A 25,982-nucleotide genomic window follows, 5' to 3' on the forward strand; every position below is an offset into this window, starting at 1 on the left:
GAAAATGGCTCGTGGGTCCTTTTGCTTACCTCTATACTTTATGGGCGAAAAGGAGTGCTTAGGCTGTACCTAGCTTGACACCCATCTCGGTCAAGTATTGGCGATACGCGATGCTGGCGCGGTCGCATTTGAGTGAAAGCTCGATTTGCAGATCGAGAGGGAGATCTTCTGGCTTTTGATTTTCCACGATCGGTTTGTCTTGGGCGAAAATCAGGTCTTGAAATTTAGTAATCTCCTCGTCTGCCAGATTTGTTTCATAGTTGAAAGAGAGGACACCGTAAGCAACCGTTTCTTGCTCGTTTAGCGGCATTACGGTTAACAGGATCGACATTTTGTTGCCATTTTCCTGGTCACGCTTGGTGAATTTTACTGTCAGCGGACGGATGATTTCATAGGTGTAATATACATGCTTGGCTTGTCCGGTACCGTCTGGGTCAGGCTGGAAGACCTCGATTTCATCCGTACGAATGACACCGTCTGCATCGCGATGAACGCGATAATCACCAATCTCTGTGTGAGTAGAAACACCGAGGTAACCCTCGTGAACGACGGCCAGATGACCGACATCCAGGAAGTTTTCCACGACACGCGGCGGCTTGGCGTTCACCGTTTGCGGACCCCAGATGACATTGCGGTAGCCCTCATCATCAAACTCAGGCAAGGCAAAAAACTCAGGTGACTGGTTGCTGAGATTGACCCAGATGAAGCCGTAACGCTCTACGCATGCATACGGAATCGCGCGGGCTTTACCAGGAATCGATTGATCTTCAGGCAGCTGCGGAATTTTGACACAGACACCAGAGGATTCGTATTCCCAGCCATGATAAGGACAAACTAGCTTGCCATCTCTGACGCAGCCCAGTGACAGGGCGGCGCCTCTATGAATACAGAGGTCTTTAAACGCATGAATTCCTTCTTCGTTGCGGAATAGTACGATCCTCTCCCCCATAATGGTGACCTGGGTCGGACGGTCTAGGACATCCGTCGAACGACAGGCGACAATCCACTCATTACGCAGTACGGCATCTTGCACGATCATCTATAGGACACTCCTTTAAGAGGATGTTGGTTTCTCTACATTCGATTATACCCTCATTGTAGCGGGTTGAAGGAAGACAAGTCAATCTAAAACACGAACATTCACAAATTGTTTACCGTTTTTGTTTGATAATAGTTGCGTTATTTAGGAAATATGACTTATAATCTGCGATATAATGTTCGTTATTCGTAATTATGAATCCTGGGAGGCCATCAGAAAGTGGAACAACATCGCGAAAGCACGGGGCTTGTAGTGGGCGTCGATGACAAAATTGGCGTGGGTAAGGCGTTTTTGCTCGGATTGCAGCATGTGCTGGCTATGGACTTGTATATTGCTCCTATTATTATTGCTGGATTACTTACCATGGACTCTTCTAGTACTTCCTTTTTTATTCAAATGTGTTTTCTCGCGACTGGTATCGGTACGTTGATCCAGACTGGATTCGGCTTGCGCCTGCCTGTCGTACAAGGTCCTTCTTACGTACCTATCGGTGCTCTTGCGGCTATCGGGAGCAAGTTGGGTATGGCTGCGATGATGGGTAGCTTGATTCCAGGTGCTCTGATCATGGCGCTTTTGGGATATCCACTCAAATGGTTTGCAAAGGGCGTTCGCAAGTTCATACCTCCGCTTGTAGGGGGTACAGTCATTATTATTGTAGGAATTTCGTTGATGCCTACAGGAATGGGCAACATTTATCGTGCGCCAGGCGATATTTGGACGAATATTTTTATCGCAGCGGTTTCGGCGGGTGTCCTCGTGATCTGTATGCTGCTTGGCACTAGAGCCAGAGTAGCGGGTGCATTTTTTAGACTCGTTTCCGTTCTGATTGCGATTTTGGTAGGGACGCTCACCGCTGCCTATTTCGGAACGGTAGATTTCAGTGCGGTAGCACAAGCACCGTGGCTTTCTTTGCCGAAGCTCTTTCCATATGGTGCTCCGGTATTTGATCTCAGTGCTGTTTTGACGATGCTGTTTGTGTACATGATCATCATGATTGAAACAACAGGAACGTGGTTTGTCGTTTCGACGGTGACAGATAGTGAGTTGACAGAGAAGCGCCTGAATCGTGGTGCGATGGGCGAGGGCTTGGGATGCTTCGTAGGGGCTTTGTTCGGTGGTACACCGACGACCGGGTATTCCTCCAATGCGGGTCTGATTGCAGTAACAGGTGTTGGCAGCCGGATGGCGATCATGGCAGGAGGCATTATTTTGATTGCACTGGGCTTGGTTCCGAAGCTGTCTGCAGCAATTACCTGTATTCCGGAGCCAGTCATCAACGGTATTTTCGGGATTGTTTGTGTGGCGATTGTAGCAAACGGAATTAAAGTCATTCAAAACATTTCCATCGATGATCGCACAATGATGGTCATTGGTCTGCCGATCCTGATGACGATGGCTGTTACTGTTTTGCCAAAGGATGCATTGGCAAATGTACCTGATTTCGTAAACTACATCCTTTCGTCCGGCATTACGGTTGGCGCGCTGGCTACTGTTCTTTTGAATGTGTTGATTCCAGAAAGTAAAAAGAAGAAGGGGCAGATCGCTTCTCATCAGCCGATTAGTAACTAATCCAAGAAGACAAGAAAAACCACAGTCCGGTATTTTGCCAGGCTGTGGTTTTTAACGTGAAACAATCTCAAGGGACCAGCTCGAAAGATTCCGTTACGACAATACTTCCTTTAACGGATTGAACCATCGGGCAGTTTTTACTAGCTGCTTCGATCGCTTTTTGTACTTTTTCTTCTTTTAGATTTTCACCTGTAATAATGAAGTGAAGGTGAATTTTTTCGACGCGGTTCGCTTCCGCTTCATTGCGTTCCACTTCTGCGGTTACTTTCATATCGGTGCATGGCATTCTCATTTTATCCAAAACCTTGCGCAGAACGCCTCCACTGCAAACCGCGATGGAAGAAACGAGCAGCTGAAATGGACGAAAACCATATTCTTCATCTCCGGATACATGCAAGTCTCCGTAGGATAGATGGGTGACAAAGCCTTTTTCCTTTGCCTCGAACTGCATAGACATGAAAAAATCCCTCCCTGAATCTTTTCTTCATTATATAGAAAAAGAAGAAGAGGATGAATAACGGGTTTATAGAAGTAAAAAGGCTCTTACGATGCAATGCTGCGACGTAAGAGCCTTTTTAATGGAAGGAAAGCTATCTTTTATTTCGTTACATGCTCGTTGCTCAAGAGCGATTGAATACAACGTGGCAGCATGTCCATCAATGTTTCAAACGCATAATCGACATCAAGGCGCTCTGTCCACTGATGGGCATCACGTCCGACAGGTCCCAGATTCAACACCGGCACATCGAATGCTTCAAGCTCCTGCAGGGGAATGGAGTATCCATTGTCCCAAAGCGGCATATTTGCAACGAGTGGCTGCATGGATGCTGCCGGGTATTGAAGGCCGACGTAGCTGAGATCAGAGATCCCGCCGAAGTAGTTTTGTTTAACCAACGTGACTTGGTGCTGGTCGCGTGCATAGCTTTCCATTTCCGCAGAAATCCGCTTGATCAATGGATGATTGCGGGAGCTGACGGCCGGGTAAAACGGTGGAGCAAAGAATAGAATCATCATCGGGGACAGCTCTTTGCAGAGAATCGCCAATTGATCAACCAGCTCAATGGTGGTATCACGATCATCCTTGTCATTGCGGTTGGCGATGACGTCAGCTTCCAGTTGCTTCAGCTTTTCTTCCCCGTGAGTTTTGAGTGCATAGGCGTAGAGCTGTTCATAGGTCATCACGGAGATAGACAGATCACGAGGGTTGAACGGTGCAAAATTCGCGAATTGGCTCGCATGCTTGGTGTAGTTTTCCTTGATCCGATCTGCTACATTTCTGGCTGCGTCAAGAAGTGGCTCTACGACTTCATCCATGCGTTTTTCCAACAGGAACAGGTTGAACAGAGTCACTGCGCGATGAGGAATCTGCACGGAATACTCTTTTTTCAAGTCCTTCTGGATGAGGTTCGTTGGCGGCGGAGAAGCTTCTCCCTCTACCACCTCGCAAAAAGAGGTATTCAGCTCTAGCTCACAAGTCATTTGGGAGGCCATATAGTTTCCGTTCAAGCCAGCAAACGGCTCCCCTACGTGCGTTTCTTTTCCGTAGCAAAGAAAACCAGGCAATACTTTTCCGATAGAGCCTGTGTACAAGTATTTATTTTGGTCGCCTGGGTAGCGCGTAAACATTGGCTCGGAATTGAGGACGGTCTTGTACTCCAGGTCGAATTCCTCGGCGATCTTCAACAGCGCTGGCACAGCTGCACGCATTCCAACGGAGTTGACTTCCTCATCCGGAACGGTCAATAACAGAATGTTTCCGTCAAATTCTCCGGCAATGGCTCGCTCGATCATCGACATGTGCAGAGTCAGACCGCATTTCATATCCATCGTACCGCGGCCAAACATCCAGTTGCCGGTACGCATGTCTTGTTGTACTTCGGCAGGCATATCGGCCTGGTTTTGGTGGAAAAGAGGAGTCAAGGTTTTAGGATCAAACGAATGCTTTTGCCAAGCACCGTAGTCTTCTACATCCACAACATCGAAATGGCTGACGAGAATGATTGTGTCACGAACGCCTTCTTTTTTAACCAAGGCGGTAACAAAATGACGATCATCTCCGGTTGGGTTCGCGCGAACATGATCCGGGTTTGCTTGATAGTAGGGCAGGGTGCGCAGCTGCTCCATTACGTAGTGAGGTAAATCCTTCTCTGCGGATGACCCGGTAACGCTCGGAATGTTAACCAAATTGCACAGAAGATCAACTAACTGTTCTTTTGTCTGCCATTTTTGCATGATGTTAGCCTCCGTTTTCCGTATAGTGAAAACTCTTTCCGCTTCGTGGGTAAAAAAATTTAGGATAACGCTCCGATTTTGTGTGAGATTTCCATGGCGCTTTGCTGAGCTTTCTCAATCAGCGTAGCTAAAACCTCATCGGTAATTCGATAGCTAGGTACTCCGATACTCAATGCGCCAACCACTTTCTGGTTATAACCGAGAATTGGTGCGGCTACAGAAGCGGTTCCTTCTGTTTTTTCACCGTAGCTGGTGGCGTACCCATTGCGCTTGATCTCAGGCAGGCGGTCCAATAGTTCTCGACGCTTGTCTGGATCTGATATCAGAGCGGAAACGATTTTCTCCGCTTCCTTTGATGCCATATTGGCAAGGATGGTCTTGTTTGCAGCCCCGATGTGCAGAGGAATTCGCTCACCCAGGTTATCGATGATTCGAACTGTCATGGAGCTTTCCACGCGCTCGACGATGATCGAGTCAGAGCCGTTTGGAATGTTGAGGTAGACGGTTTCTTTTACATCTGCCGCCAATCGTTCCATGACGGAGCGTGCAACGGCGCGGGTGTCAATTTTATCCAAAAGACGCAACCCGATTTCCATCCACGTATAGCCTACTTTGTAATGCTTGGTTTCCGGGTTTTGCATAATCAGTCCATATTTCATCAAGCTGCTGATTAATCGATGCACCGTGCTTAGAGGCAGTGTCGTTTCTTCAGCAATTTCTGAGATTGACCAATGCGGCTTACTTTCGTCAGAAACCAGCACTTGTATGATGCTCATCGCTCGGTCAATAGATTGTACCAACGTATTTCCCCCCTGGCTTTCTTTTGCAAGAGTACGGCTTGGAGATGCCTCGCTGGCCTTTTCAAGTAACAATCTATCAGAATACTTTCACAGAATCAACATAATTTAATGCGGATAAAATTTCGTTGACAAAAAATTTAAAACTATTTTACATTAGGAGTGTGTAATTTTGAATAACAGAATAAATTTCGTATTGTGGAAAAAATGAAAAATGTATGCGCTTCAAACTACAAATTTGTGCTAAGAAGAAGGGAGCTACCTATCATGAAATTTTCACGCGCGATCGTAAAGAAACCAGCAGCCAGCTACGTTAACGGTCTTACTACATCAGATCTGGGCACGCCAGATTTTGCACTTGCGCTTGAGCAGCATGCTGCTTATGTAGAGGCTTTGAAGCAGGCAGGCTTGGAAGTAACTGTTTTGGAAGCAGATGAGCGTTTCCCTGATTCCACATTTGTTGAGGACACCGCTGTTCTGACAGAAAAATGCGCGGTTATTACTAATCCTGGAGCAGACAGCCGCAACGGTGAGATCGAGGATATGAAAACGGTTATCCCGCGTTTCTACGATACAATCGAATACATCCAGTCACCTGGCTTCCTCGATGGTGGCGATGTTATGCAAGTAGAAAACCATTTTTACGTAGGTCTTTCTACGCGTACGAACGAAGCGGGTGCGATTCAGTTCCGTGAAATCTTGGCCAAGTACGGCTATGAAGTTACGATCGTTCAGCTGGAAGAGTTCTTCCATTTGAAAACGGGTATTGCTTATTTGGGCAATAACACAGTGGTTCTCGCTGGCGAATTTGTAAATTCCGACACCTTCAAAAACTACAAGCACATCGTTGTTGAAAAAGAAGTCGAGTACTCCGCAAACTGCATCCACATCAACGATTATGTCATTATTCCAAAAGGCTTTGAGAGCACGAAAAAACAAATCACGGATGCTGGCTACAATGTGATTGAGCTGGAAATGTCCGAGTTCCGTAAACAAGATGGTGGATTGAGCTGCCTGTCCCTGCGCTTCTAGTGCCGGGCAGTTCCCCCCTCTATAAACAAACTTCAATCGAGGCTACCTCAAGGAGGAGCGGCCGCGTTTTCGTGGTGAGTTTCCCTGCGTATAAGAATTCATAAGCGCGTGATCGTTTATGAATTCTTATACGTAAAAAAAGATTGCGCTTACATTTTTCCGTCAACCTGCCATGGAAAGAGAGGGTTCCTATGAATACGGGAAATGAAAAAGATAAAGAGCTGCAACGTTCAATGAAAAGCCGCCACTTATTTATGTTGTCGCTGGGTGGTGTTATCGGAACGGGACTGTTTTTGAATGCCGGATTTACCATTAATCAAGCTGGACCAGGTGGGGCTATTGTTGCCTATATTGTCGGGGGTATTCTCTTGTACCTCGTCATGACATGTCTGGGAGAGCTTTCTGTAAAAATGCCTGTAACCGGCTCCTTTCAAACCTACGCTACCAAATACATTGGCCCGGCAAGCGGCTTTACGCTCGGTTGGATGTATTGGCTTGGATCAGCGACCACTGCGGGTGTAGAGTTTACCGCTGCAGGGATGGTCATGCAAAGGTGGTTCCCGGATACACCGGTATGGATCTGGTGCGCCGTGTTTATTATTTTGCTCTTTGTCTTTAATGCACTGACAACCAAAGGCTTTGCGGAAACTGAATACTGGTTCGCGGGAATCAAGGTATTGGCCGTGCTTATCTTCATCGTTGTCGGAATAGGGGCTATTTTTGGATTTGTCAGCATGGAGGGTAGGCCAACGCCATTTTTGTCGAACTTTACGGCGGACGGGGGACTCTTTCCGTTTGGAATCACGATTGTTTTTGTCACGATGATGAACGTCGTGTTCTCTTATCAAGGCTCTGAATTGATCGGGATTGCTGCGGGTGAAACAGAAAACCCACAGAAAAACATTCCCCGTGCCATTCGCAACGTCGTTTTCCGAATTCTCATGTTTTATGTTGCTTCTGTCATGATTCTGTCTGCTCTCTTTCCTTCCAGTGAGCTTGGACTTCTGGAAAGCCCGTTTGTTACGGTTTTTGATGCTGTAGGAATTCCGTTTGCAGCGGATATCATGAATTTCGTCATTTTGACGGCGCTTTTATCTGTAGGAAACTCTTGCTTGTATGCGGCTACACGCTTGTTGTGGGCACTCTCTCACAGCGGGATGGCACATCCGGTTTTCGGCAAATTGACCAAGCGCAGCGTTCCGCTTAACGCCCTGCTGGCTACGCTGGCATTCTCGCTGTTATCGCTTCTGACTAGCGTGCTTGCGGCAGATACCGTATACGTATTGCTCATGTCCGTCTCAGGTATTGCCGTTACCTTTACGTGGATGGGGATTGCTCTCTCGCAATTCAACTTCCGCCGTCAATATTTACGAGAAGGCGGTAAAGTAGAAGACTTGCAGTTTGTTGCCCCGTTTTACCCCGTAATGCCAATCTTGTGCCTGGCTTTGTGTACGTTTATCTTGCTCTTCCCGATTTTTGATGCGACGCAGCGGTTTGGACTGTACTATGGAATTGCCGCTCTGGGCGTATTTTATCTCTACTATTACTTGCGCTACGGTCGCAAGAATTCGAAGCACCCGAATATACCGACCCAAGGATAAAAGGAACACGAACCCAAAAAGCCTCCTACCCACTGTCAAAGCTGGTGGAGGCTTTTTGCTGTTATCGCCGGGAAATCCCAAACAGGCGGGCTAAATAATCATTTGCGAACAGTCCTTGTGGATCGAGCTGGGCACGCAAATCCAAGAAATCCTGTAATCGCGGATAAATCTGGTGCAGTCTTTCCGTCGTCATATTGTGCATTTTTCCCCAGTGAGGACGTCCTTCATAGCGGGCGAAAATCTCCTCCATGCGAGCGAAATAGGCTTGATAAGGCATTCCTTTGTACATATGAACCGCGATAAAGGCGCTTTCTCGTTCATAAGCGGGGCTGAGCCAGATGTCGTCTTTATTTACGTACCGACATTCAAGCGGAAAATGAACGGCAAATTGCTCCTGCTCAATCGCTTGGTGCAGCTCTGCGATGATGTCCTTCATGTGGGCAGCAGGGACAGAGTACTCCATTTCATAAAAGCGGACCAAGCGCGGGGTAGCAAAAAGCTGATGACTAAAGCCGCTTTCTGTAACAGAAGGGACGCTTTGGGCAGATAATCGGCTAATACGCTTGGAGAGGGAGGGTATCAGGCGACAGCTCTCCGACAAGCACCAAAATAGACCGTTTTCGATCACCATCGTCTTCCAATAGGTCCATCGGTGATTGCCACTTGGAGGGTCATTCGTCTCGTCCATGAATTTCACTTGAACGGTAGGAGAGTAAGGAAAGGTGAAAAATTCAAAATGACGATGCTCGGTTTTGAACGTATCAAGAGAAGACAGGCAATCATCTAGGGGCATGCGGTAGCTCTGGTAGCGTAATCGGTAGGCAGGGAGGACACGTAGTCTGACTCGTACGATGATCCCGAGCAGTCCAAGTGAGACGCGCATCGCTTTAAAAAGCTCAGGCTGGGTATCTGCGGAGCATTCTACGACTTCACCAGCTGCGGTAACGACCGTCAACGCGATCACCTGCGTAGAGATGCTGCCGAACTGGATTCCTGTTCCGTGAGTTCCTGTGCTGATGGCTCCTGCGATGGATTGGGAGTTGATATCACCCAGATTTTCCTGAGAAAAACCTTGTTGGTGCAATAGCTCCCCGAGTGCTTTCAGCTTGGTGCCCGCCCATACCTCAATCGTATGCTGCTCGGAATCGACATGGTGAAGACCTTGAAGAAGATCCAAAGAAAGCAGGCAGTCATTTGTCTGGACTAATGGGGAAAAGGAGTGGCCTGAGCCAACGACACGTATACGAGTATTGTTCTGGTGGCACTGTTTGACGACGGAGATGAGGTTTTCCAGGCTTTTTGGCATGACAAACTGCTGCGGGTAGCTGGATACATTTCCTGTACAATTCGACCAACGCTGTGTTCCTTTTTTCACAGTGAGCATAGGCCATCCCCCCGATATGTGGTTGCTTCCTCGACAATTTTTCCTCCTGAAACACAATACAGACGTGTAAAATGCTCGCAAAGCTCTCCTGCCTTTGCATGCCGAAAAAAGACGGGATCGCCAAGCTCTAGCGTCTCTTGGCCGCGGTACAAAAGCGGTGTCTGCACTTCTCCAGCTCCTTCGTTCACGAGCAGGCGTGCTTCTTTGGGTAAATAAGGCTTGGGTAGCCGATCTTTCCCGGCAGAGCCTGAAGCGATGTAGCCGCCACCAGCGCAGGTGTAGATGTGCGAAGCTGGCTTGCGCACGATCTCTAGGGCAAATCCGGCGGCGGGATGAAAGCGAAAATCCTGAAAATAGTCGAACAGACCCGGCGAGTAAAATCCAGATCCAGCAGTCACCTCGGTTACTGCATTCTCTTTGCCTGTCAGGTGCAAGCTGCCTGTGCCACCGCCGTTGACAAAACGGGGGGTGAGGCCAAGCTCGCGAACGGCTTGCACGATCATAGCCCGTCGCTCGGCAATTTGGCGGACCGATTGTTGCTTGAGCAATCGAATCACGGTATTTTTCCAAAATTGCCGAGGGTAACGGTCGCCCACCCCAGCGATTTGCGCTTCGTAGCCCATGATTCCGTCCAGATACAAATAGTCGGAGGCAGCAATTTGACCGGCGACAGCAAGGGCAGCGTCCAAGGATCGGATGGATGAGCGCCACACGCCAAAATGAAATCCTAGCCAATCAGAGGACATATCGATGTCCAGGCAAACGGGAAGCCGGACCTGGTGCCCCCGTGCGATTTGTTCCAGATGCTGTACATGAGCGGGAGAATCGATCATCAGTGTGATAGAGCGGCCGTTTGCTATCTCAGAGCCAAGCGCTTCAATCCAGCTCTTTTCCCAGATCGGATAGCCCAACAGCAGGTCATCGAAGCCAGCGGCGCACAGATGCAGAGCTTCTTGCGCCGAGTAGCACATAATCCCGGAAAAGCTGTCGTCCAATTGCAAAAGTCGTTTGAGAATGGATACGCTTCGCAGGGATTTGCTGGCGATTCGAATCTTTTTTTCATTGCTTTGCAGCACGATTTGCTCAGCATTTTCCTCCAGCAGATCAAGATCAACGAAGGCAAACGGCTTTGGAATACCAGCAAAAACAGACTGATAATAACGATAATCCCGCATGTACACGCCTCATCCTTTTTTTAAGTCATCGCCAGCGAAAAATTTTTGTAAAATTGTATTTATTCAATCTTTTGTTTTTGTTTCCTGCCAAAAGAATGGAAGGGAAGAAGCTGCAAACCCGAACGTTCGGAAATAATGTTCGTGTTTTGCGATAAATATATCCCGTTCAGGATGCATTTATGTCTATTGTTGCTCATAACACGAACGAAATCGATAAATTATATTGACCTGATTCAGCTTGTGCGCTACAATAATTTTTGTTGTGCAGTACGTAACTGGCTAGATGAATGATACGATTCGTATATCCTCAGAAATATGGTTTGAGGGTCTCTACAGGGAACCGTAAATTCCCGGCTACGAATGGGGTTTGTGTATTGACATACCCTATTCGTCGGCCGGGAATTTTTGCATGCTTACAAGGGGGAAACTGACCATGAAAAAGTATGATGTGATCGTTGTGGGAGCTGGACCAGCAGGGATTTTTACATGCTATGAGGTAACGCGAAAAGCACCGGATGCCAAGGTGCTGCTCATTGACAAAGGGCACGATATTTATAGCCGTCGCTGTCCGATTTTGGAAGAGAAAATCAAGCTCTGTCCACCTGCAGCAGGGAAAAAGGATTTTGCGGGCTGTCTGCCGGCCTGTTCGATCACCAGTGGATTTGGGGGCGCAGGCGCATATAGTGATGGAAAATTTAACATTACGACTGAGTTTGGCGGGTGGATGACCGATTATTTGAGCCCATCTACTGTCCTCAATCTGATTCAATATGTGGATGAAATTAACTTGGCGCACGGAGCAACAGAATCGATTACCGACCCGACGACCGAGACGATCAAAAGCATTGAGCAGCGCGGATATGCAGCCGGGCTAAAATTGCTGCGCGCACAGGTGCGTCACCTGGGAACGGAGCAAAACCTGGAGATTTTACAATCTATTTTTGAGCATTTAAAAGAGCGAATCGACATGATGTTCAAGACAGAAGTAGAGGACATTATCACGGTTAAAGAAGAGACTGGTCATAAAGTGACGGGAATTTTGCTGAAGAACGGGGAAGAATTTCACAGTGAGCATGTAGTGATTGGGCCTGGACGTGACGGTTCCGCATGGCTGACGAATATTTTGAAAAAACGTCGCTTGAAGATGTACAACAATCAGGTCGATGTTGGTGTGCGGGTAGAGACGTCCGATGTGGTCATGCGCGAGATTAACGAGCACTTGTACGAAGGAAAATTTATTTTCAATACGTCGGTAGGGACGCGGGTACGCACATTCTGCAGTAATCCATCCGGTCACGTTGTGGTAGAGAACCATAGTGGTGTCATGGCGGCAAATGGTCACTCCTATAAGGACCCGGCGCTCGGTTCCCCGAACACCAACTTTGCATTGTTGGTTTCCCATACGTTTACAGAGCCTTTCGACAAGCCGAATGAATACGCCAGAGAAATTTGCAAGCGGGCAAATGATTTGTCCAACGGAGGCGTCATCGTGCAAAAATACGGCGATATTCTCCGTGGACGTCGTTCCACCGTATCTCGGATCAAGGAAGGCTTCCTGGAGCCGACCCTGAAAGAAGCGGTACCTGGCGATCTAGGACTTGTGCTTCCGTACAATACGATGAAAAGCTTGATCGAAATGGTCGAAGCGCTGGATAAAGTAACACCGGGAATCGCCTCCGAGCACACCTTATTCTATGGGGTAGAAGCAAAATTCTACTCCGCTCGTCCGAAGCTGACAGAAGAATTCGAGACAGAAATCAAAGGCTTGTTCTGTGGCGGAGACGGAGCAGGAATCACTAGAGGATTGGCTCAAGCAGGGGCAGCAGGCGTCTGGATGGCAAGAAATGTAGTTAAGCGCTTGGGTTAGAATGCAACGGAAGCATTCATGATAGAGAAGAAGGCTTTTTCTCGGGGCACAAATGTTCCGGGAAAAAGCCTTTTCCATATGCTTTTAAACCGAACTCAAATTATCATTCATCTTTTTCAGGACGCGATTGAAAGTCGCCAATTCCTCTTCATCCAAATCACGAAGCGCGACTGCCTCCAGCTCACTGGCAGCCTGCAGCCATTCCGGGAAGCGCTCAATCGCTTGCGGAGACAACGAAACGTAGCGCTCGCGCTTATCGTCGCCTTCCGAACGAATAATCCAGCCCATTTCTTCCAAACGGGTCAATGTCCGTGTAATTGTCGGAGCTTCGACATTTAAATAATTGCTGAGTTGCACCTGTGTGAGTGCATTGCGATAGTGCAGGCACAAAATAATACCCCATTGTGAGCTGTAAAGGCCCATCGGGGACATAATTCCATTTAATGTTTTACTAAAAACTCTAGCCGTTTGACTAATCTTATGTCCGTAATGATGCATAGATATCATACCTCCGGGGGAGCTGGTCAGATATATATGATAGGCTTGATTGCTTAAGTAAATATGTACAAATATCATACTAACAGCTTGGAGGATATAAGTAAATGTTTATTCGATTGGAGCAAGATTGTATTTTCTTACAAATGGGAAACGCACGGACTGAAGACTTGTCAGCAATGGGCACAAAAAAACGCTGATGCCCGTTGTATCATCGCACCAGCCTGGATGGTATGAAAAACGACCTTGAAATCAGTCAGCAGCCATAATGCTGAGTGGCCCGGTTTCGTTCATGATTGGCTCGAGATCGTAGACGGAGATGGGGAACATGGGGAAACCAACATAGTAAGGCGTAATTTCGTACAACTGAAAATAGATGACAAGAGCTTTGTCAGCGAGATAGAAATCCTGGTCAGGCTTAATCGAAGTAAATCCGTTCAGGGTAGGGATATTGCGCTCTTTGATTTGCAGCTTGATGTTATCCGAGATTACTTTGACATAGTCACTTCCGGGCTTGAACAGATCACGCAGCGTGAATAGCTTGCCTGTCTGAATATCTGCCGTAACCGAACCCATAAATGTCATGCCATGGGCCATTTGCGGAGTATAGGCATAGTTAGTCAATGTCACACTGAAGATGCCTCTCTCATTGCTTTTGATCTCGTAGCTACCTTGCATCTGTGTATTTCCGGGTACCTGCACACGCTGCTGCTCATGGATCAGCCCCTGAACGGTTTGGAGAATAGCTTTGTTAATATCCTTTTCTGCCTGCTGATTCGCGAGTCCAGCGAGCTGTGGATAGTAAATGGTCGTGTTTTGGCGGGAGATGGTACGTGTCAGCACAGTGGCTGGCAGTTGGTTGAGTTCCACTTTGGTTGTTCCTTTCGTTCTTGATTGAAAAAAATGTTTGGTTACATCAGCCTATTCCAAATTATTTTTGCTGTTCTTACTTTTTTCACATATTTGGTTATAAAGTTCGGCTTATAATGGAGAAAGATGCCGATATAAATAAAAACGGAAATAAAGGAGGGCGATTATGGTTCAATTGGTACGCAATACGTTGACAAATAAAGAAGGCTTTATGATTTTTATCTTATGGAATCATCTTTGGATGGCAGGTCTTATTACCTATTCGACTGGCGTGGAATTTTGGAAGCTTACATCAGTGGGACTGCTGATTACCTTGATCGTGTCACCGCTTTACTTCATTCGAAAAAACAGCCATATCATTCGTTATTTAGTGGCTGTGGGCTTCATGTATTATGCGATAACCTTTGACCATTTTACGACCTATGAAGAAGTACCTTTTCTTGCATTTATAGTAATTGGTTTTTTAGCAGCGTATTTGGATTGGAAGCTGGTCGTATTTACAGGGGTTGTCCAGATTATTTTGTCGGTTGTTGGCTTTTATACAGGTACATATGAGATTTTCAGTGGTGATTTTGATGAAGTGAACATGGTTCTGCGCATTTCTGCGATCCTCATGATGATGGGGGCGATGACCTATCTCTGTCTGGCTGGACAAGCTTCTCTGAACAAAGCGAATGCGGCTCGTCAGGAAGCGGAGGAGAAAGAGAAACGTCTGGAAGAAATGCTGGGCCAAATCCAGTTGATGACGGACCAATTGGATCGTACGTCCGAGCATGTGCATGAGCACGCAGAAGGTACGAAGCGCAATACGGACGAGATGATGATCGCCTTCAAGGAAGTAGCGACAGGTATGGAGTCGCAAGCTAACTCTACCGTGAAGATTGAAGAAGAGGTGCAGTCGATTGATTCCGAGATCGTAGCCGTAACCAATCAGGCAAATGCGATGAAGAGTGAATCGGATCACAATAACCGTCGTCTGACTGACAGTGTGACGATGATGAATGAGCTGTCTATGCAAATGGACCAAATCGTACAGTCGGTAAATGTAGCGGCTTCAACGATCCATCAGCTCAATCGTCAGGCGAACCGCGTGGAGGAAATTGTAGGTGCTATTAATCAAATTGCAACACAGACCAACCTGTTGGCATTGAATGCTGCTATCGAATCGGCACGTGCGGGTGAGCATGGACGCGGCTTCGCAGTCGTTGCGGATGAGGTTCGGAAGCTGGCTGAACAAAGCGCCACAGCTACCCAGGAAATTAGTGAGATTCTGAAGGTGCTCCATCAGGAAAGTGAAAATGCAGTACAGCAAATTAGCAGTGGAGAAACGTCTGTTGCCAAAGGACAGGAGCTGGCAGTAAAAACAGTTGCTTCTATTGAAGCGGTGCGGACGGGAATGGTTGCATTCCTGGAGGCAGCCGATCAAGTGCGCTCCAGTATGGACCGGGTAAAAATGCGCTCCGGTGAAGTGGCAGTAGAGATGTCAACCATTACTGCTGTAACGGAGCAATCGGTTGCCAATCTGGAAGAGCTTTTTGCGACAGCAGAAAATCAGCATCAAAAGGTGCGAGAAATTACCGAAGAGCTAGGCGAGTTAAATACGCTGTCCCATCGTTTGCAGCAAACGTTTCACAAAGAATAGTAACGAAAGTTTGGAACCAAAAAACAATTGCATTTTTGAGGCGTTCTGCTAGAATAATCATCATTATAACTTGATAGATTCACCTACCTTATCTAGAGAGGCGGAGGGACTGGCCCGATGAAGCCCGGCAACCACTGTACGTACGTGTACAGTAAGGTGCCAATTCCTGCAAAACCTGACCGGGGTTTTGACAGATGAGGAAGAGGACTGCCTCGGACGCAAACTCTTCCTCAGGGAAGAGTTTTTTTGTTTTTATGCTAAAGAGGGGGAATTTGCGAACGATAAAGTGTATATGAAGTGAAATATTCGTAATTACTATTGAAATTTACGTCCAAAAGACGTACATTACGTATTGGAATAGAGAAAAACGATCGAAACGGACGAACAGGAGAAGGAGACGACACCATGAAAAAGTTGTTATTGGCATTAACCACATTTGCAGTATTGGCAGCAGGTTGCTCGGCAGGCGGCAATGCACCTGCAGATAAATCAGAAGGACAAGCAACAGGACAAGAGGGCGCAGCGAAAAAGCGCATTGCATTGATCCTGCCAGAAAAAATCGGGGTAAATCCGTTCTTCCAGCAAATGGATGAGGGTGCGAAAAAAGCTGGACAAGAGTTCGGCGCAGAAGTGAAGAGTATCGAGTCCACTGACCATGGCGCGATTGAAGAAAACCTGCGTGTAGCTGTAGCAGAAAAGTATGATTTGATCATCACTTCTTCTTTTGAAGCTGAGGATGCATTGAAAAAAGTAGCAGCAGAAAATCCTGATCAGAGCTTTGCGATAATCGATACGGTAGTAGATTTGCCAAACGTTCGCAGCGTAACGTTCCGTGAGCAGGAAGCTGCATACCTGATGGGTGCGGCAGCAGGTCTGGCTACCAAGACGAACAAAGTTGGTATGGTCGTAGCGATGGATATTCCGCTGTTGAAAAAATGGACAGGCGGCTTCCAGGAAGGGATGAAAGCAACAAATCCTAACGCAGAATTCCTCGTGAACTACGTAGGCAGCTTCTCTGACCCGGCAAAAGCAAAAGAAATGGCGCTATTGCAAGCATCCAAAGGCGCTGACTTCATCAATGGTGCAGCTGCAGTAGGGGACCTGGGCGTTTTTGAAGCAGCGAAGGAAAAAGGCTTCTATACAGCAGGACAAGACGTTGACCGCACGACAATCGACCCTGAGCACATCGTGTTGTCTCAGCTGAAAGGTACGGATGCAGCAGCGTATGAAACAGTGAAGGCGTTTGTAGAAGGCTCCCTGAAGCCAGGCGTAGTAACGTATGGTTTGAAAGAAAAAGGTGTGGGCGTGACGTACGTAACACATGAGAGCCAAACGCCACTGAATGCGTTTATCGGTCAAGAAGTTATCGACAAAGTAAAAGCGATCAACGATGAGATTGTAGCTGGAACGCGCAAAGTTCCAGACACGTTCTAAAAGAATACACACAGTGCATTGATGTGACCGACTACAGCTGTGTAGTCGGTCACGATTGTGTTAGAGGAAGTTTATAGGCGGCAGCACAGGATAAAGGAGGAGTGGGAATGGCCTATCGTCTGGAAATGAGGGACATGACCAAGAAATACGGAGATTTTATTGCCAACGACAAGGTGTCTTTCTCACTGGCTGCTGGCGAAGTACACGCAATCGTTGGTGAAAATGGAGCAGGCAAAACGACGTTGATGCGGATGCTGTACGGCATGGAGCAGCCAACTTCAGGAGATATCGTGATAGGCGACAAAAAAGTCACGTTCCGTGGCCCAGAAGATGCTATTCGGAGCGGAATCGGAATGGTTCACCAGCACTTTATGTTGTTTGGTGAGTTCACTGTGACTGAAAACATCGTGATCGGATATGAACCGAAGCAGGCTGGCTTTTTCAAAAGAAAAGAAGCTGTGGATAAAGTTCGTGCACTAAGTGAGCAATACCGTATCCCGATTGATGCACAGGCACAGGTGTCCAGCTGCTCGATCGGTGAGCAGCAACGGGTAGAAATTCTGAAAGTCTTGTATCAGGGAGCGGACATCATTGTTTTGGACGAGCCTACCGCAGTATTAACACCGCTAGAGGTTCGCGAGCTGCTGCAAACCATTCGCAATTTGGCGCAGAGCGGGAAAAGCGTGATTTTGATTACGCACAAGCTTCAGGAAGTGATGGAGGTAGCCGATCGCATCACTGTACTGCGAGGCGGCAAGGTAACGGGAACAGTCTCGCGTGATGATACGAATGTAGATGACTTGGCGCGACTCATGGTAGGGCGGGAATTACAGGAGCTGAGCCAGCGTGTTGCTCTGGAGCGTGGCCCATTGCTTCAGGTAGAAAATCTGACTGTACGGGAAAGGCAAACCTTGCTGGATCAAGTCAGCTTTACCGTTCATCACGGAGAAATTGTCGGAATTGCTGGTGTTTCCGGGAATGGTCAGTCGGAGCTGCTGCAAGCATTGAGCGGGCTGCGGACGGCAGGGGAAGGAAGCATAAGGCTCGGTGGCAAGGATGTGACCAATCAATCGGTTGCGACGATTCGCAGCGCAGGCTTGGCTCATATTCCCGAAGACCGCTACATGTGGGGCACGGCAAAGCTCGAAAGCGTAGAAGAAAATGCCTTGATGGGCTATCAGCGAAAGCCGGAATACTACCATCGCGGAATCGTGAAGCGCGAGGCATTTCGTCAGGTGGTCCGAGACTGGGTTGAGCGGTTTGCCATTAAAACAGGCTCCAGACAATTGCAGGAGCTCGCGGGGAACTTGTCCGGGGGGAACCTGCAAAAATTGATTGTAGCTCGGGAGCTGGGGCAGGAAACGCCATTTTTGATTGCAGCAGAACCTACTCGGGGCGTTGATATCGGAGCGATGGAGTATATTCATCAAGCCCTGATCGAAAAACGTAATCAGGGAGACGGGATTTTGCTCGTGTCCTCCGAACTGTCTGAGATTCTCGCTTTATCTGATCGTATTCTAGTGATGTACAAAGGTAAGATTGCTGGTGAGCTGGCGCGTTCGGAGGCAACGGAAGAAAAAATCAGCGTGTTGATGGCAGGAGGAAGCGTTCATGGCAGCAGTCAAAGAGCTAGGTAAGTCGCTGGTTCAGCCTATTTTGGCGGTAGTGATCGGCCTGTTGACCGGGGCGCTCGTTATCGCTGCAGTGGGAGAATCGATTGTCGGCACCTACCAGGAGATGTGGAAAGGAGCTTTTGGTAGCTTTTACTTCTTCACGTCTACCTTGGCAAGGGCTACACCAATCATGTTAATTGCGCTTGGTCTTTCACTGGCCTTTCGCGCAGGGGTATTCAACCTGGGGGCAGAAGGTCAGATGGTGCTCGGAGCGATCAGTGCCACGCTGGTTGCCGTTTATTTGCCGGCACCAGCAATGATCAAGCTCGTAGCAGCTATCCTCACAGGTATGGCTGTAGGCGGATTTTGGGCGCTGATCCCAGGCTTTATGGAAGCAAGATTTCGCATTCCACTTCTCATTTCTACGCTCTTGTTCAACTATATTGCAGTATTGTTCGCGAGCTATCTTGTGACCGAGCCGTTTCGGGATCGGACTGGCTCTGCAGCTTTGTCACAGACAGTGATGCTGGATAAAAGTGTTTGGCTGCCCAAGCTGTTTGCGGGCATGAGTGTACACACAGGCTTTATCTTTGCCATCGTCGCTGCACTCGTCCTGTTTTGGGTTATTCGTTTCACGCCATTTGGCTACGAAGTAAAGATGCTCGGTCAAAATCCGCTGTTTGCTCAATACGGGGGGATTAATCGGATCAAGGTTATGCTGACAGGCATGTTTGCTAGCGGTGGCTTGGCGGGTCTGGCAGGAACTGTTGAAGTTTTGGGCGCTCATTACCGCTTTGTCGATGGTGCCTTAACGGTTCCCAACTTTGCCTGGACTGGCTTGATGGCTACCTTGCTCGCGAACTCCAATCCGATCGGGATCATTATTACCTCGATTTTGCTTGCGGCCTTCCAAACAGGGGCAATGGGCGTAGAACGCAACACAGATGTGCCATTGGAGCTGGCTAGCGTGATTCAAGCCGTGCTTATTCTATTCATCTCGGCAAAATTCAGCTACGACTGGTGGAAAAAGCGGAAGACAAAAGGGGGAGAATCGCATGGAGCTGCTTGATTGGACCCTCGTCAGTTCTACCATTCGGATGGTAACACCGATTTTGCTGGCTGCTTTGGGCGGGGCGCTATGCGCGCGCGTAGGTGTTTTTAATGTAGGCTTGGAAGGGCTGGTGCTCGTTGGTGCATTTTCGGCGATTGTCGGGAACCATTTTACCGGGAATCTCTTCCTCGCGATCTTGATTGCGGCTCTTGCCAGTATTGTCTTCTCGCTTTTGTTTGCGTATATGACGATTCGCATGAGGGCCAATGAAATTGTTGTCGGGGTGGCGATTAACTTTTTGGCGCTCGGTCTGACGACGTTTGCCTTGCGAGCAGTTTTTGGCGTAAAGGGAGCTTTTTATGACAAGGACATGGCTGGATTGCCACGTCTGGACATTCCTGTGATCAAGGATATTCCTGTCCTGGGCGACATTTTGTCAGGACATTCACCACTGGTATATTTGGCGTTTATCGCAGCTATTTTGCTTTACTTGTTCTTTTATCGTACCGTGACAGGCTTTCGCGTGCTTGCCGTGGGGCTAAACCCGGTAGCAGCGCGTAGCCTAGGTTTGAAAGTGACGAGCTTGCAGATACTGGCTATCGTGATGTGTGGAGCCTTGTGCGGCGTAGCGGGCGCACAGCTTTCGCTCGGACAGGTGACCATGTTTACAGAAGGAATGACGGCTGGCCGTGGCTTTATTGCACTCGTTGCTATGATGATGGGTCAATCCCATCCACTGGGAATACTCGCGTCCAGCTTCTTGTTTGGCTTGATGGATGCTCTCAGTATTCGGCTTCAAGGCTTTTCGTTGCCAACTCAAATTACTTCGATGCTGCCTTATGTACTGACGATTTTGGCGATGTTCTTCCTAAAGGACAAAGGTCAGGGCAGCAGCAACAATCAGCAAAGCACCCGCTAATTCGCATGCGATAACGGACAGCAGGGACAGGGGGAAATGCGATATGAACAAGGCAGATCGAATTAAAAAAATGAAGATTCCGGCTGTCGACCCGGCACTTGCCAAAAGGCTGCCGCCAGGACAGATTTTGACCGAGCGCTTTCCTATTTTGCACGAGGGAGACGTACCGGTTTACGACATGAAGACATGGACCTTGCGTGTTTTCGGAGAAGTGGACAAGGAAGTCACACTCACCTATGAACAGATCATGGACATGCCGCAGGTGACAGTCACGAGAGACATTCACTGCGTCACACGCTGGTCCCGTTTTGACAATGCATTCACTGGAGTTCGGTTCCGCGATTTTCTGCAAGCCATCGGGGTTACCCCGCAAGCCTCCTACGTCATGCTGCACGGTGACAACGACTATACAGCGAATGTACCGCTGGCTGATCTGGAGCGAGATGATGTGCTTCTGGCACATTCCTTTGACGGGGAGCCTTTGACAGACAAGCATGGCTGGCCGCTCAGACTGGTCGTGCCCCATCTTTACTTTTGGAAAAGCGTAAAGTGGCTGCGAGGCATCGAGTTTATGACAGAAAACAAGCCCGGCTTCTGGGAGCAAAACGGCTTTCATCTGATCGCAGACCCGTTCCGGGAAGAGCGGTTCTCTGGTGAAGCCTTGCCTATCCCTGAGGATGAATGGGAGAAAAAGGAGTTTGATTAACATGTTGACGAACCTAAAGGTAGACCCGGCAGAATTGCCAAAGCGTGTGATCGTATGTGGAGATCCGAAGCGGGCGGCACTGATTTCCTCGAAGCTGGAAAATCAGCGACAAATTGGGGAAAATCGCGAGTACCACAGCTACGCAGGAACATGGAAGGGCGTAGAGGTAGCAGTTGTTAGCCATGGTGTCGGTTCGCCAGGTGCAGCTGTGTGCTTCGAGGAGCTGGCTAAGGGCGGAGTAGAATATATCATTCGCGTAGGCACAGCAGGATCGTATCAACGCGAGGTTGAGCCAGGCAGCCTCGTGATCAGCTCTGCGGCTGTTCGTCAGGATGGGCTGACCAGTCAGCTCGTTCCCGCAGGCTTCCCGGCCGTTGCCAACCGCCGCGTCGCCGATGCTCTCGTCCAAGCTGCCAAAGCTGATGCTTCTGGCTTGAAAGTAGCCGAGGGGATTACCCTGACACTGGATGTCTTCTACAGCGGCGTAGTGGAATTCCCGCATAAGCTGTACCAAAAAGCAGGCGTGCTGGCAGTAGAAATGGAAAACTCCGCACTGTTTGTCATCGCGGCTTTACGCGGAATGAAGGCAGGCTCGATTCTCGCAATCGACGGCTATGCGGACGCGGATCTGTTGGAGTCGTACAACCCTCATACAGATGCGATGGCAAAAGCGATCGAAGCCGAAGCATTGATAGCACTGGATGCAGTAGTGTCTGTTTCCTAATTATATAAATCGATCATCCCGCACCGAGGACTCTCATAGTCTTCGGTGTTTTTGCTTTTTGATTAAGATAAACCTTCAAAAGGGAAATAGCTGGCCAGAGGAAAAAGGAGAAAAAGCGAGGCTCTTTGGGACGCCAGCTGAGGCGTAATGTAAAAAGCGAAACACGCTTTTAAGCGTCCACCTCTGAAAACGCCTCTCGAAACAGCTACTTTGGACGCGGTTTCGCTTTTTACATGGAGCCGGACAGGAATGACCCCATGCAGGTGTCCCAAGAAGCCGGAGCTTTTTCTCCTTTTTCCTCCCCTCCACAATAGCCCGCCCCCGCGCCCCCCTTACACGATCTTTGCCCTTTTTTAACAATCGCTTTATGTTCCCTTAACGCTTCTACAGTACCATTCTAATTAACAAGTGAAAAAATCCTTCGGTTGGAGCCATGGAGAAACCCCCGACAGCCTTTCCAAATACTTTCCTCGAAAGTTCTTTGGCATTGCCATGTCGCTGGGTTTTTTGTTGTGGACATAAGGAGGCGAATGCGAATGAATCAGGCAGAATTCCATGCCAGACTAGCACAGACAAAGCTTATCGCTTCCGTGAAGGAGGCGAAGCATCTGGAAAAAGCCGCTGAAGCCAATTTGAGCGCGGCTGTGCTTTCCATCGGAAACATTGGCGTCATCAAAGGCTACGTGGACTTTTTCAAAAGCAGAGAGATTCCTGTTTTTCTACATCTTGAAAGAATTGGCGGTATCAGCTATGACCGGGAAGGGATTGCTTTTCTCGCACATTATGTGAAGCCAGATGGCATCGTGACCACGCGCAACACACTGGTGAAGCTGGCGAAAAAGCAGGGCCTATTAACCATTCAGCGCTTGTTTTTGGTAGATAGCGATTCACTGAAGTCGGGGCTTCAATCCATACAGGATACGCAGCCGGATGCAGTAGAGCTGATGCCTGCTTTGTTGCCAGAGTATATCGAAGAATTCAGAAGCATGATTGACACTCCCATTATCGCCGGAGGCTTACTTCGCAAGCGGGAACAGATGGAGGTAGTGCTACAGCATGGAGCGACCGCAGTATCGGTCGGAAGTCCCTCATTGTGGAAGGAGAGTTTCATAAATGATTACAGCGTTGTTATTTGATCTGGATGGTACCTTGCTGGACAGCCGGGATGCTGTCATTGATGCGGTAGCGTTTACGGCTAACGAATATGCACCGGGACTTTTCAGCAGAGAAGAGCTGGTAGCGCGTTTTGGCGAGTCTTTTGATGATTTCCTCGCAGCGGTAGCAGCGGCGGCTGGTCTTCCTGACAAAAGTGAAGTGCTGCAAAAATACTTCGCTTTTGTTCGCCAAAATCATGCCCAGCATGTACGTCTTTTCCCATTCGTTCGGGAGGGATTGGAAAAGCTGAGAGACGCGGGATACGTACTGGCGATTGTAACCAACAAGCAACGTGAATTTGCTGTCGCCGGATTGGAAATGGCGGAGCTTGACCATTTGTTTGATGTGATTGTGTCTGTGGATGATGTGTCCAGAGGAAAACCATCTGCAGAGCCGGTTCAAAAGGCATTGGCAGAGCTAGGCAAACAGCCGACGGAAGCCATGATGATCGGTGACAGCCGATATGATGTGCTGGCTGCTGTAGGTGCCGGGGTTCAAGCGGTTGTTTTGGAATGGTACGGAAAAGAAGAATGGTCGTACGCGGTGCCGGATTTTACGTACCCCAACTTTCAGGCGTTCGTCACTGAAATGCTCGTGGTAAAAACAGAGGGAGGGAGATGAATCGATGGCACGAGTGGTGCTTACGCAAGTAACAAAAACGTTTCAGAATCAAAGCGTGGTCAAAGGTCTGGATCTGGTCATTCCTGACGGCTCCTTTACCGTTCTGGTTGGGCCTTCAGGTTGTGGAAAATCAACTACACTTCGCATGATCGCAGGTCTGGAGACCGTATCTAGCGGGCAAATCCAGATCGGTGACCAAACCGTAAATCAACTGCCGCCAGGTAAGCGGGACATAGCCATGGTTTTTCAAAATTACGCACTCTACCCGACGATGAACGTTTACGACAATATCGCCTACGGGCTCAGGAATCGTGGAGTATCCAAAAAAGAGTGTCAGGTATTGGTAGAAGAAATAGCAGAAATCGTGGGCTTGTCTTCTTATTTGAAAAGAAAGCCGTCGCAGCTCTCAGGCGGTCAAAGACAGCGCGTCGCACTCGCCCGGGCTATGGTGAAAAAGCCAAAGGTGTTTCTGATGGATGAGCCATTGTCCAATCTGGACGCCAAGCTGAGAAACCAGATGCGAGTAGAGCTGACTAGTCTACATAAACAGCTGGGAAGTACCTTTATCTACGTGACGCACGATCAGGTGGAAGCCATGACAATGGGCGATCAGATCGTCGTTATGAGTGACGGCAACATCATGCAGGTGGATGCTCCCATGGATTTGTATCAGGAGCCGGATAATCTCTTTGTTGCTCAATTTATCGGTTCGCCAGCGATGAATATTGTATCGGCAGAAGCCAAAAGCGAGCATTTGTGGGGGTTCCGCCCTGAAAAAGCAGTGTTACTGCCAGAGACAGTCTCTCCTGTTTCAGAAGACGATATGTGGGTAGCGCGAGGCCAAATCGTCTCCCGGGAAATACTTGGCTCGGACACGCTGTTCCATGTGGAGACGGAAAAAGGAAGGATCATTGTCAAAGCGGATACCGAAGTTTCCGGACAGCTTGGCGCGTCTGTAACCGTAACTGTCGCTTGGCCACACATGTATGTCTTTGACCGGGTAAGCGGCAAGCGCCTAGGGCGTCTGAATGGAAGAGAGTTCGTTTCGACTCGTGCAGGAGGGGTGAGCTGATGCGAAAAGCGGCAACCGCCCATGAGCTGCCGGGTGCCAGCCAAGTGAAAGCAGAAGTGCGTAGGGCGCCCCTGGCTTGGCAGGATCTCGCATCGCGTCTCCGCCCGTATCTTTACCTTGCACCTGCCATGATATGTTTCATTCTGTTCTTTTTTTACCCGATTGGGTCCATTATCTATTTGAGCTTTCAGGACTGGTCGCTAATTAACCTGGAAGAAATGGAGTGGGTAGGCTTTCAAAATTACAGTGATCTGGTGGTGGACGCAGATTTCCGCCAGGTGCTGGGGAACACCGCGATATTTACCGTCGCGACTGTAGGACTGGGCTTGACGATTTCCTTTTTGCTCGCGTTGTGGCTCAATCGCAAAGCCACAGTGTACGGCATCATTCAGGCGACAGTATTCAGCCCGCACATCATTTCGCTGGTTTCGGTCTCGATGCTGTGGATGTGGCTCATGGACCCGCAGTTCGGTCTCCTGAACGCAGCGCTGGAAGCTGTAGGACTTCCCGCTTATACCTGGTTGACTGACCCGAAAAGCTCACTCTTGTCACTTATCATTGTCAGTATTTGGAAAGGCGTAGGCTACAACACACTGATTTTCATAGCAGGGCTGCAAAGCATTCCCGGTGACATTTACGAAGCAGCAGCACTCGATCGCTCGCCGTGGTGGCGGACACTCACCCGTATCACTGTGCCGATGCTGTCTCCGACCATATTCTTTTTGCTCATTATCAATACGATCTCATCGTTTCAGGCATTTGACACCATTGCCATCATGACACAGGGCGGACCGATCAACAGTACGAATATGCTTGTCTACTACATTTACCAGCAAGGGATGGATTTCTATAACGGCGGGCTCGCTTCTGCTGCCTCTGTCATTCTTTTGATTCTGGTAGGCATTTTGACGGCAGTGCATTTCCTGGTGATGTCCAAACGTGTTCACTACCGTTGATGACAGGAAAAAAGAAAGGAGGAGCAGC

The 25,982-nt window shown here is 48.5% G+C and carries 23 protein-coding genes and 2 riboswitches; of the genes, 15 read left to right on the top strand and 8 right to left on the bottom strand.

The genetic code is table 11. The annotated features are described in order from the left end of the window. Positions 1-58: 58 nt before the first annotated feature. Entirely contained in the window at positions 59-1,039 is a 981-nt protein-coding gene (locus tag SB752_RS12195) for an aromatic ring-hydroxylating dioxygenase subunit alpha (protein ID WP_410715907.1), read from the bottom strand. A 219-nt stretch (positions 1,040-1,258) separates the two neighbouring features. Between SB752_RS12195 and SB752_RS12200 the strand changes: the two genes are divergently transcribed. After that, the gene (locus SB752_RS12200) at positions 1,259-2,608 is read left to right on the top strand and encodes a uracil-xanthine permease family protein (RefSeq protein WP_410715908.1); all 1,350 of its coding nucleotides are present in this window, start codon (positions 1,259-1,261) and stop codon (positions 2,606-2,608) included. A 67-nt stretch (positions 2,609-2,675) separates the two neighbouring features. On the opposite strand, the gene SB752_RS12205 is transcribed toward SB752_RS12200, so the two are convergent. The 3 genes from SB752_RS12205 to SB752_RS12215 all read right to left on the bottom strand — a co-directional run bounded on the left by SB752_RS12205 (position 2,676) and on the right by SB752_RS12215 (position 5,640). Beyond that, positions 2,676-3,059, bottom strand: a complete 384-nt coding sequence (locus SB752_RS12205) for an OsmC family protein (RefSeq protein ID WP_410716060.1) — start codon at positions 3,057-3,059, stop codon at positions 2,676-2,678. 146 nt (positions 3,060-3,205) lie between these two features. Beyond that, entirely contained in the window at positions 3,206-4,840 is a 1,635-nt protein-coding gene (locus tag SB752_RS12210) for a M20/M25/M40 family metallo-hydrolase (RefSeq protein WP_410715909.1), read from the bottom strand. Between the two features lie 59 nt (positions 4,841-4,899). After that, positions 4,900-5,640 carry an IclR family transcriptional regulator gene (locus tag SB752_RS12215; protein ID WP_410715910.1) on the bottom strand — a complete coding sequence of 247 codons (741 nt, stop codon included), beginning with the start codon at positions 5,638-5,640 and terminating at the stop codon, positions 4,900-4,902. 264 nt (positions 5,641-5,904) lie between these two features. Between SB752_RS12215 and SB752_RS12220 the strand changes: the two genes are divergently transcribed. Both SB752_RS12220 and SB752_RS12225 read left to right on the top strand, forming a co-directional pair. Continuing rightward, positions 5,905-6,669 carry a dimethylarginine dimethylaminohydrolase family protein gene (locus SB752_RS12220; RefSeq protein WP_410715911.1) on the top strand — a complete coding sequence of 255 codons (765 nt, stop codon included), beginning with the start codon at positions 5,905-5,907 and terminating at the stop codon, positions 6,667-6,669. A gap of 191 nt (positions 6,670-6,860) precedes the next feature. Beyond that, positions 6,861-8,270 (top strand): amino acid permease, encoded by a 1,410-nt coding sequence (locus tag SB752_RS12225; protein ID WP_410715912.1) that lies wholly within the window; start codon positions 6,861-6,863, stop codon positions 8,268-8,270. A 61-nt stretch (positions 8,271-8,331) separates the two neighbouring features. Here SB752_RS12225 and SB752_RS12230 read toward each other — a convergent pair whose 3' ends face one another. Together SB752_RS12230 and SB752_RS12235 are read right to left on the bottom strand one after the other, a co-directional pair. After that, entirely contained in the window at positions 8,332-9,654 is a 1,323-nt protein-coding gene (locus SB752_RS12230) for a D-arabinono-1,4-lactone oxidase (RefSeq protein WP_410715913.1), read from the bottom strand. Further along, positions 9,642-10,829 (bottom strand): amino acid deaminase/aldolase, encoded by a 1,188-nt coding sequence (locus tag SB752_RS12235; RefSeq protein ID WP_410715914.1) that lies wholly within the window; start codon positions 10,827-10,829, stop codon positions 9,642-9,644. Before SB752_RS12235 ends, SB752_RS12230 begins: the two co-directional genes overlap by 13 nt. Before the next feature lie 277 nt (positions 10,830-11,106). After that, positions 11,107-11,206: riboswitch (purine riboswitch) on the top strand. 56 nt (positions 11,207-11,262) lie between these two features. Between SB752_RS12235 and SB752_RS12240 the strand changes: the two genes are divergently transcribed. After that, a complete protein-coding gene (locus SB752_RS12240) occupies positions 11,263-12,696 on the top strand; it encodes an NAD(P)/FAD-dependent oxidoreductase (RefSeq protein WP_410715915.1) in 1,434 nt (477 codons plus the stop codon). A gap of 84 nt (positions 12,697-12,780) precedes the next feature. Here the strand turns inward: SB752_RS12240 and SB752_RS12245 are convergent, their stop codons facing one another. Both SB752_RS12245 and SB752_RS12250 read right to left on the bottom strand, forming a co-directional pair. Beyond that, positions 12,781-13,194, bottom strand: coding sequence for a MarR family winged helix-turn-helix transcriptional regulator (locus SB752_RS12245; protein WP_410715916.1), 414 nt, complete (start codon positions 13,192-13,194; stop codon positions 12,781-12,783). A gap of 249 nt (positions 13,195-13,443) precedes the next feature. After that, positions 13,444-14,061: a DUF3298 and DUF4163 domain-containing protein gene (locus SB752_RS12250; RefSeq protein WP_410715917.1), complete on the bottom strand. Its 618-nt coding sequence runs from the start codon at positions 14,059-14,061 to the stop codon at positions 13,444-13,446. Positions 14,062-14,227: 166 nt separating this feature from the next. On the opposite strand from SB752_RS12250, the gene SB752_RS12255 reads away from it, so the two are divergent. The 11 genes from SB752_RS12255 (at position 14,228) to SB752_RS12305 (ending at position 25,954) form a co-directional block, all read left to right on the top strand. Further along, entirely contained in the window at positions 14,228-15,703 is a 1,476-nt protein-coding gene (locus SB752_RS12255; protein WP_410715918.1) for a methyl-accepting chemotaxis protein, read from the top strand. A gap of 85 nt (positions 15,704-15,788) precedes the next feature. Further along, positions 15,789-15,904: riboswitch (SAM riboswitch) on the top strand. 204 nt (positions 15,905-16,108) lie between these two features. Then, positions 16,109-17,137 carry a BMP family protein gene (locus SB752_RS12260; RefSeq protein ID WP_410715919.1) on the top strand — a complete coding sequence of 343 codons (1,029 nt, stop codon included), beginning with the start codon at positions 16,109-16,111 and terminating at the stop codon, positions 17,135-17,137. 107 nt (positions 17,138-17,244) lie between these two features. Further along, a complete protein-coding gene (locus SB752_RS12265; RefSeq protein ID WP_410715920.1) occupies positions 17,245-18,774 on the top strand; it encodes an ABC transporter ATP-binding protein in 1,530 nt (509 codons plus the stop codon). Further along, positions 18,749-19,819 carry an ABC transporter permease gene (locus tag SB752_RS12270; protein ID WP_410715921.1) on the top strand — a complete coding sequence of 357 codons (1,071 nt, stop codon included), beginning with the start codon at positions 18,749-18,751 and terminating at the stop codon, positions 19,817-19,819. Before SB752_RS12265 ends, SB752_RS12270 begins: the two co-directional genes overlap by 26 nt. Beyond that, positions 19,806-20,720 (top strand): ABC transporter permease, encoded by a 915-nt coding sequence (locus tag SB752_RS12275; protein ID WP_410715922.1) that lies wholly within the window; start codon positions 19,806-19,808, stop codon positions 20,718-20,720. The genes SB752_RS12270 and SB752_RS12275 overlap by 14 nt, the downstream gene beginning before the upstream one ends. A gap of 43 nt (positions 20,721-20,763) precedes the next feature. Further along, positions 20,764-21,426 (top strand): sulfite oxidase-like oxidoreductase, encoded by a 663-nt coding sequence (locus SB752_RS12280; protein ID WP_312109325.1) that lies wholly within the window; start codon positions 20,764-20,766, stop codon positions 21,424-21,426. 1 nt (position 21,427) lies between these two features. Beyond that, positions 21,428-22,150, top strand: coding sequence for a nucleoside phosphorylase (locus SB752_RS12285; protein ID WP_410715923.1), 723 nt, complete (start codon positions 21,428-21,430; stop codon positions 22,148-22,150). Positions 22,151-22,686: 536 nt separating this feature from the next. Beyond that, entirely contained in the window at positions 22,687-23,286 is a 600-nt protein-coding gene (locus tag SB752_RS12290) for a glycerol-3-phosphate responsive antiterminator (protein WP_410715924.1), read from the top strand. Then, complete coding sequence (locus SB752_RS12295) at positions 23,264-23,926, top strand: HAD family hydrolase (protein ID WP_410715925.1); 663 nt, start codon at positions 23,264-23,266, stop codon at positions 23,924-23,926. Before SB752_RS12290 ends, SB752_RS12295 begins: the two co-directional genes overlap by 23 nt. A gap of 4 nt (positions 23,927-23,930) precedes the next feature. Continuing rightward, the gene (locus tag SB752_RS12300) at positions 23,931-24,998 is read left to right on the top strand and encodes an ABC transporter ATP-binding protein (RefSeq protein ID WP_410715926.1); all 1,068 of its coding nucleotides are present in this window, start codon (positions 23,931-23,933) and stop codon (positions 24,996-24,998) included. After that, entirely contained in the window at positions 24,998-25,954 is a 957-nt protein-coding gene (locus SB752_RS12305; RefSeq protein ID WP_410715927.1) for a carbohydrate ABC transporter permease, read from the top strand. The genes SB752_RS12300 and SB752_RS12305 overlap by 1 nt, the downstream gene beginning before the upstream one ends. The last annotated feature ends 28 nt before the right edge of the window (positions 25,955-25,982 follow it).

The sequence above is a fragment of the Brevibacillus sp. SIMBA_040 genome (genome assembly GCF_046535075.1).
Lineage (GTDB): Bacteria > Bacillota > Bacilli > Brevibacillales > Brevibacillaceae > Brevibacillus.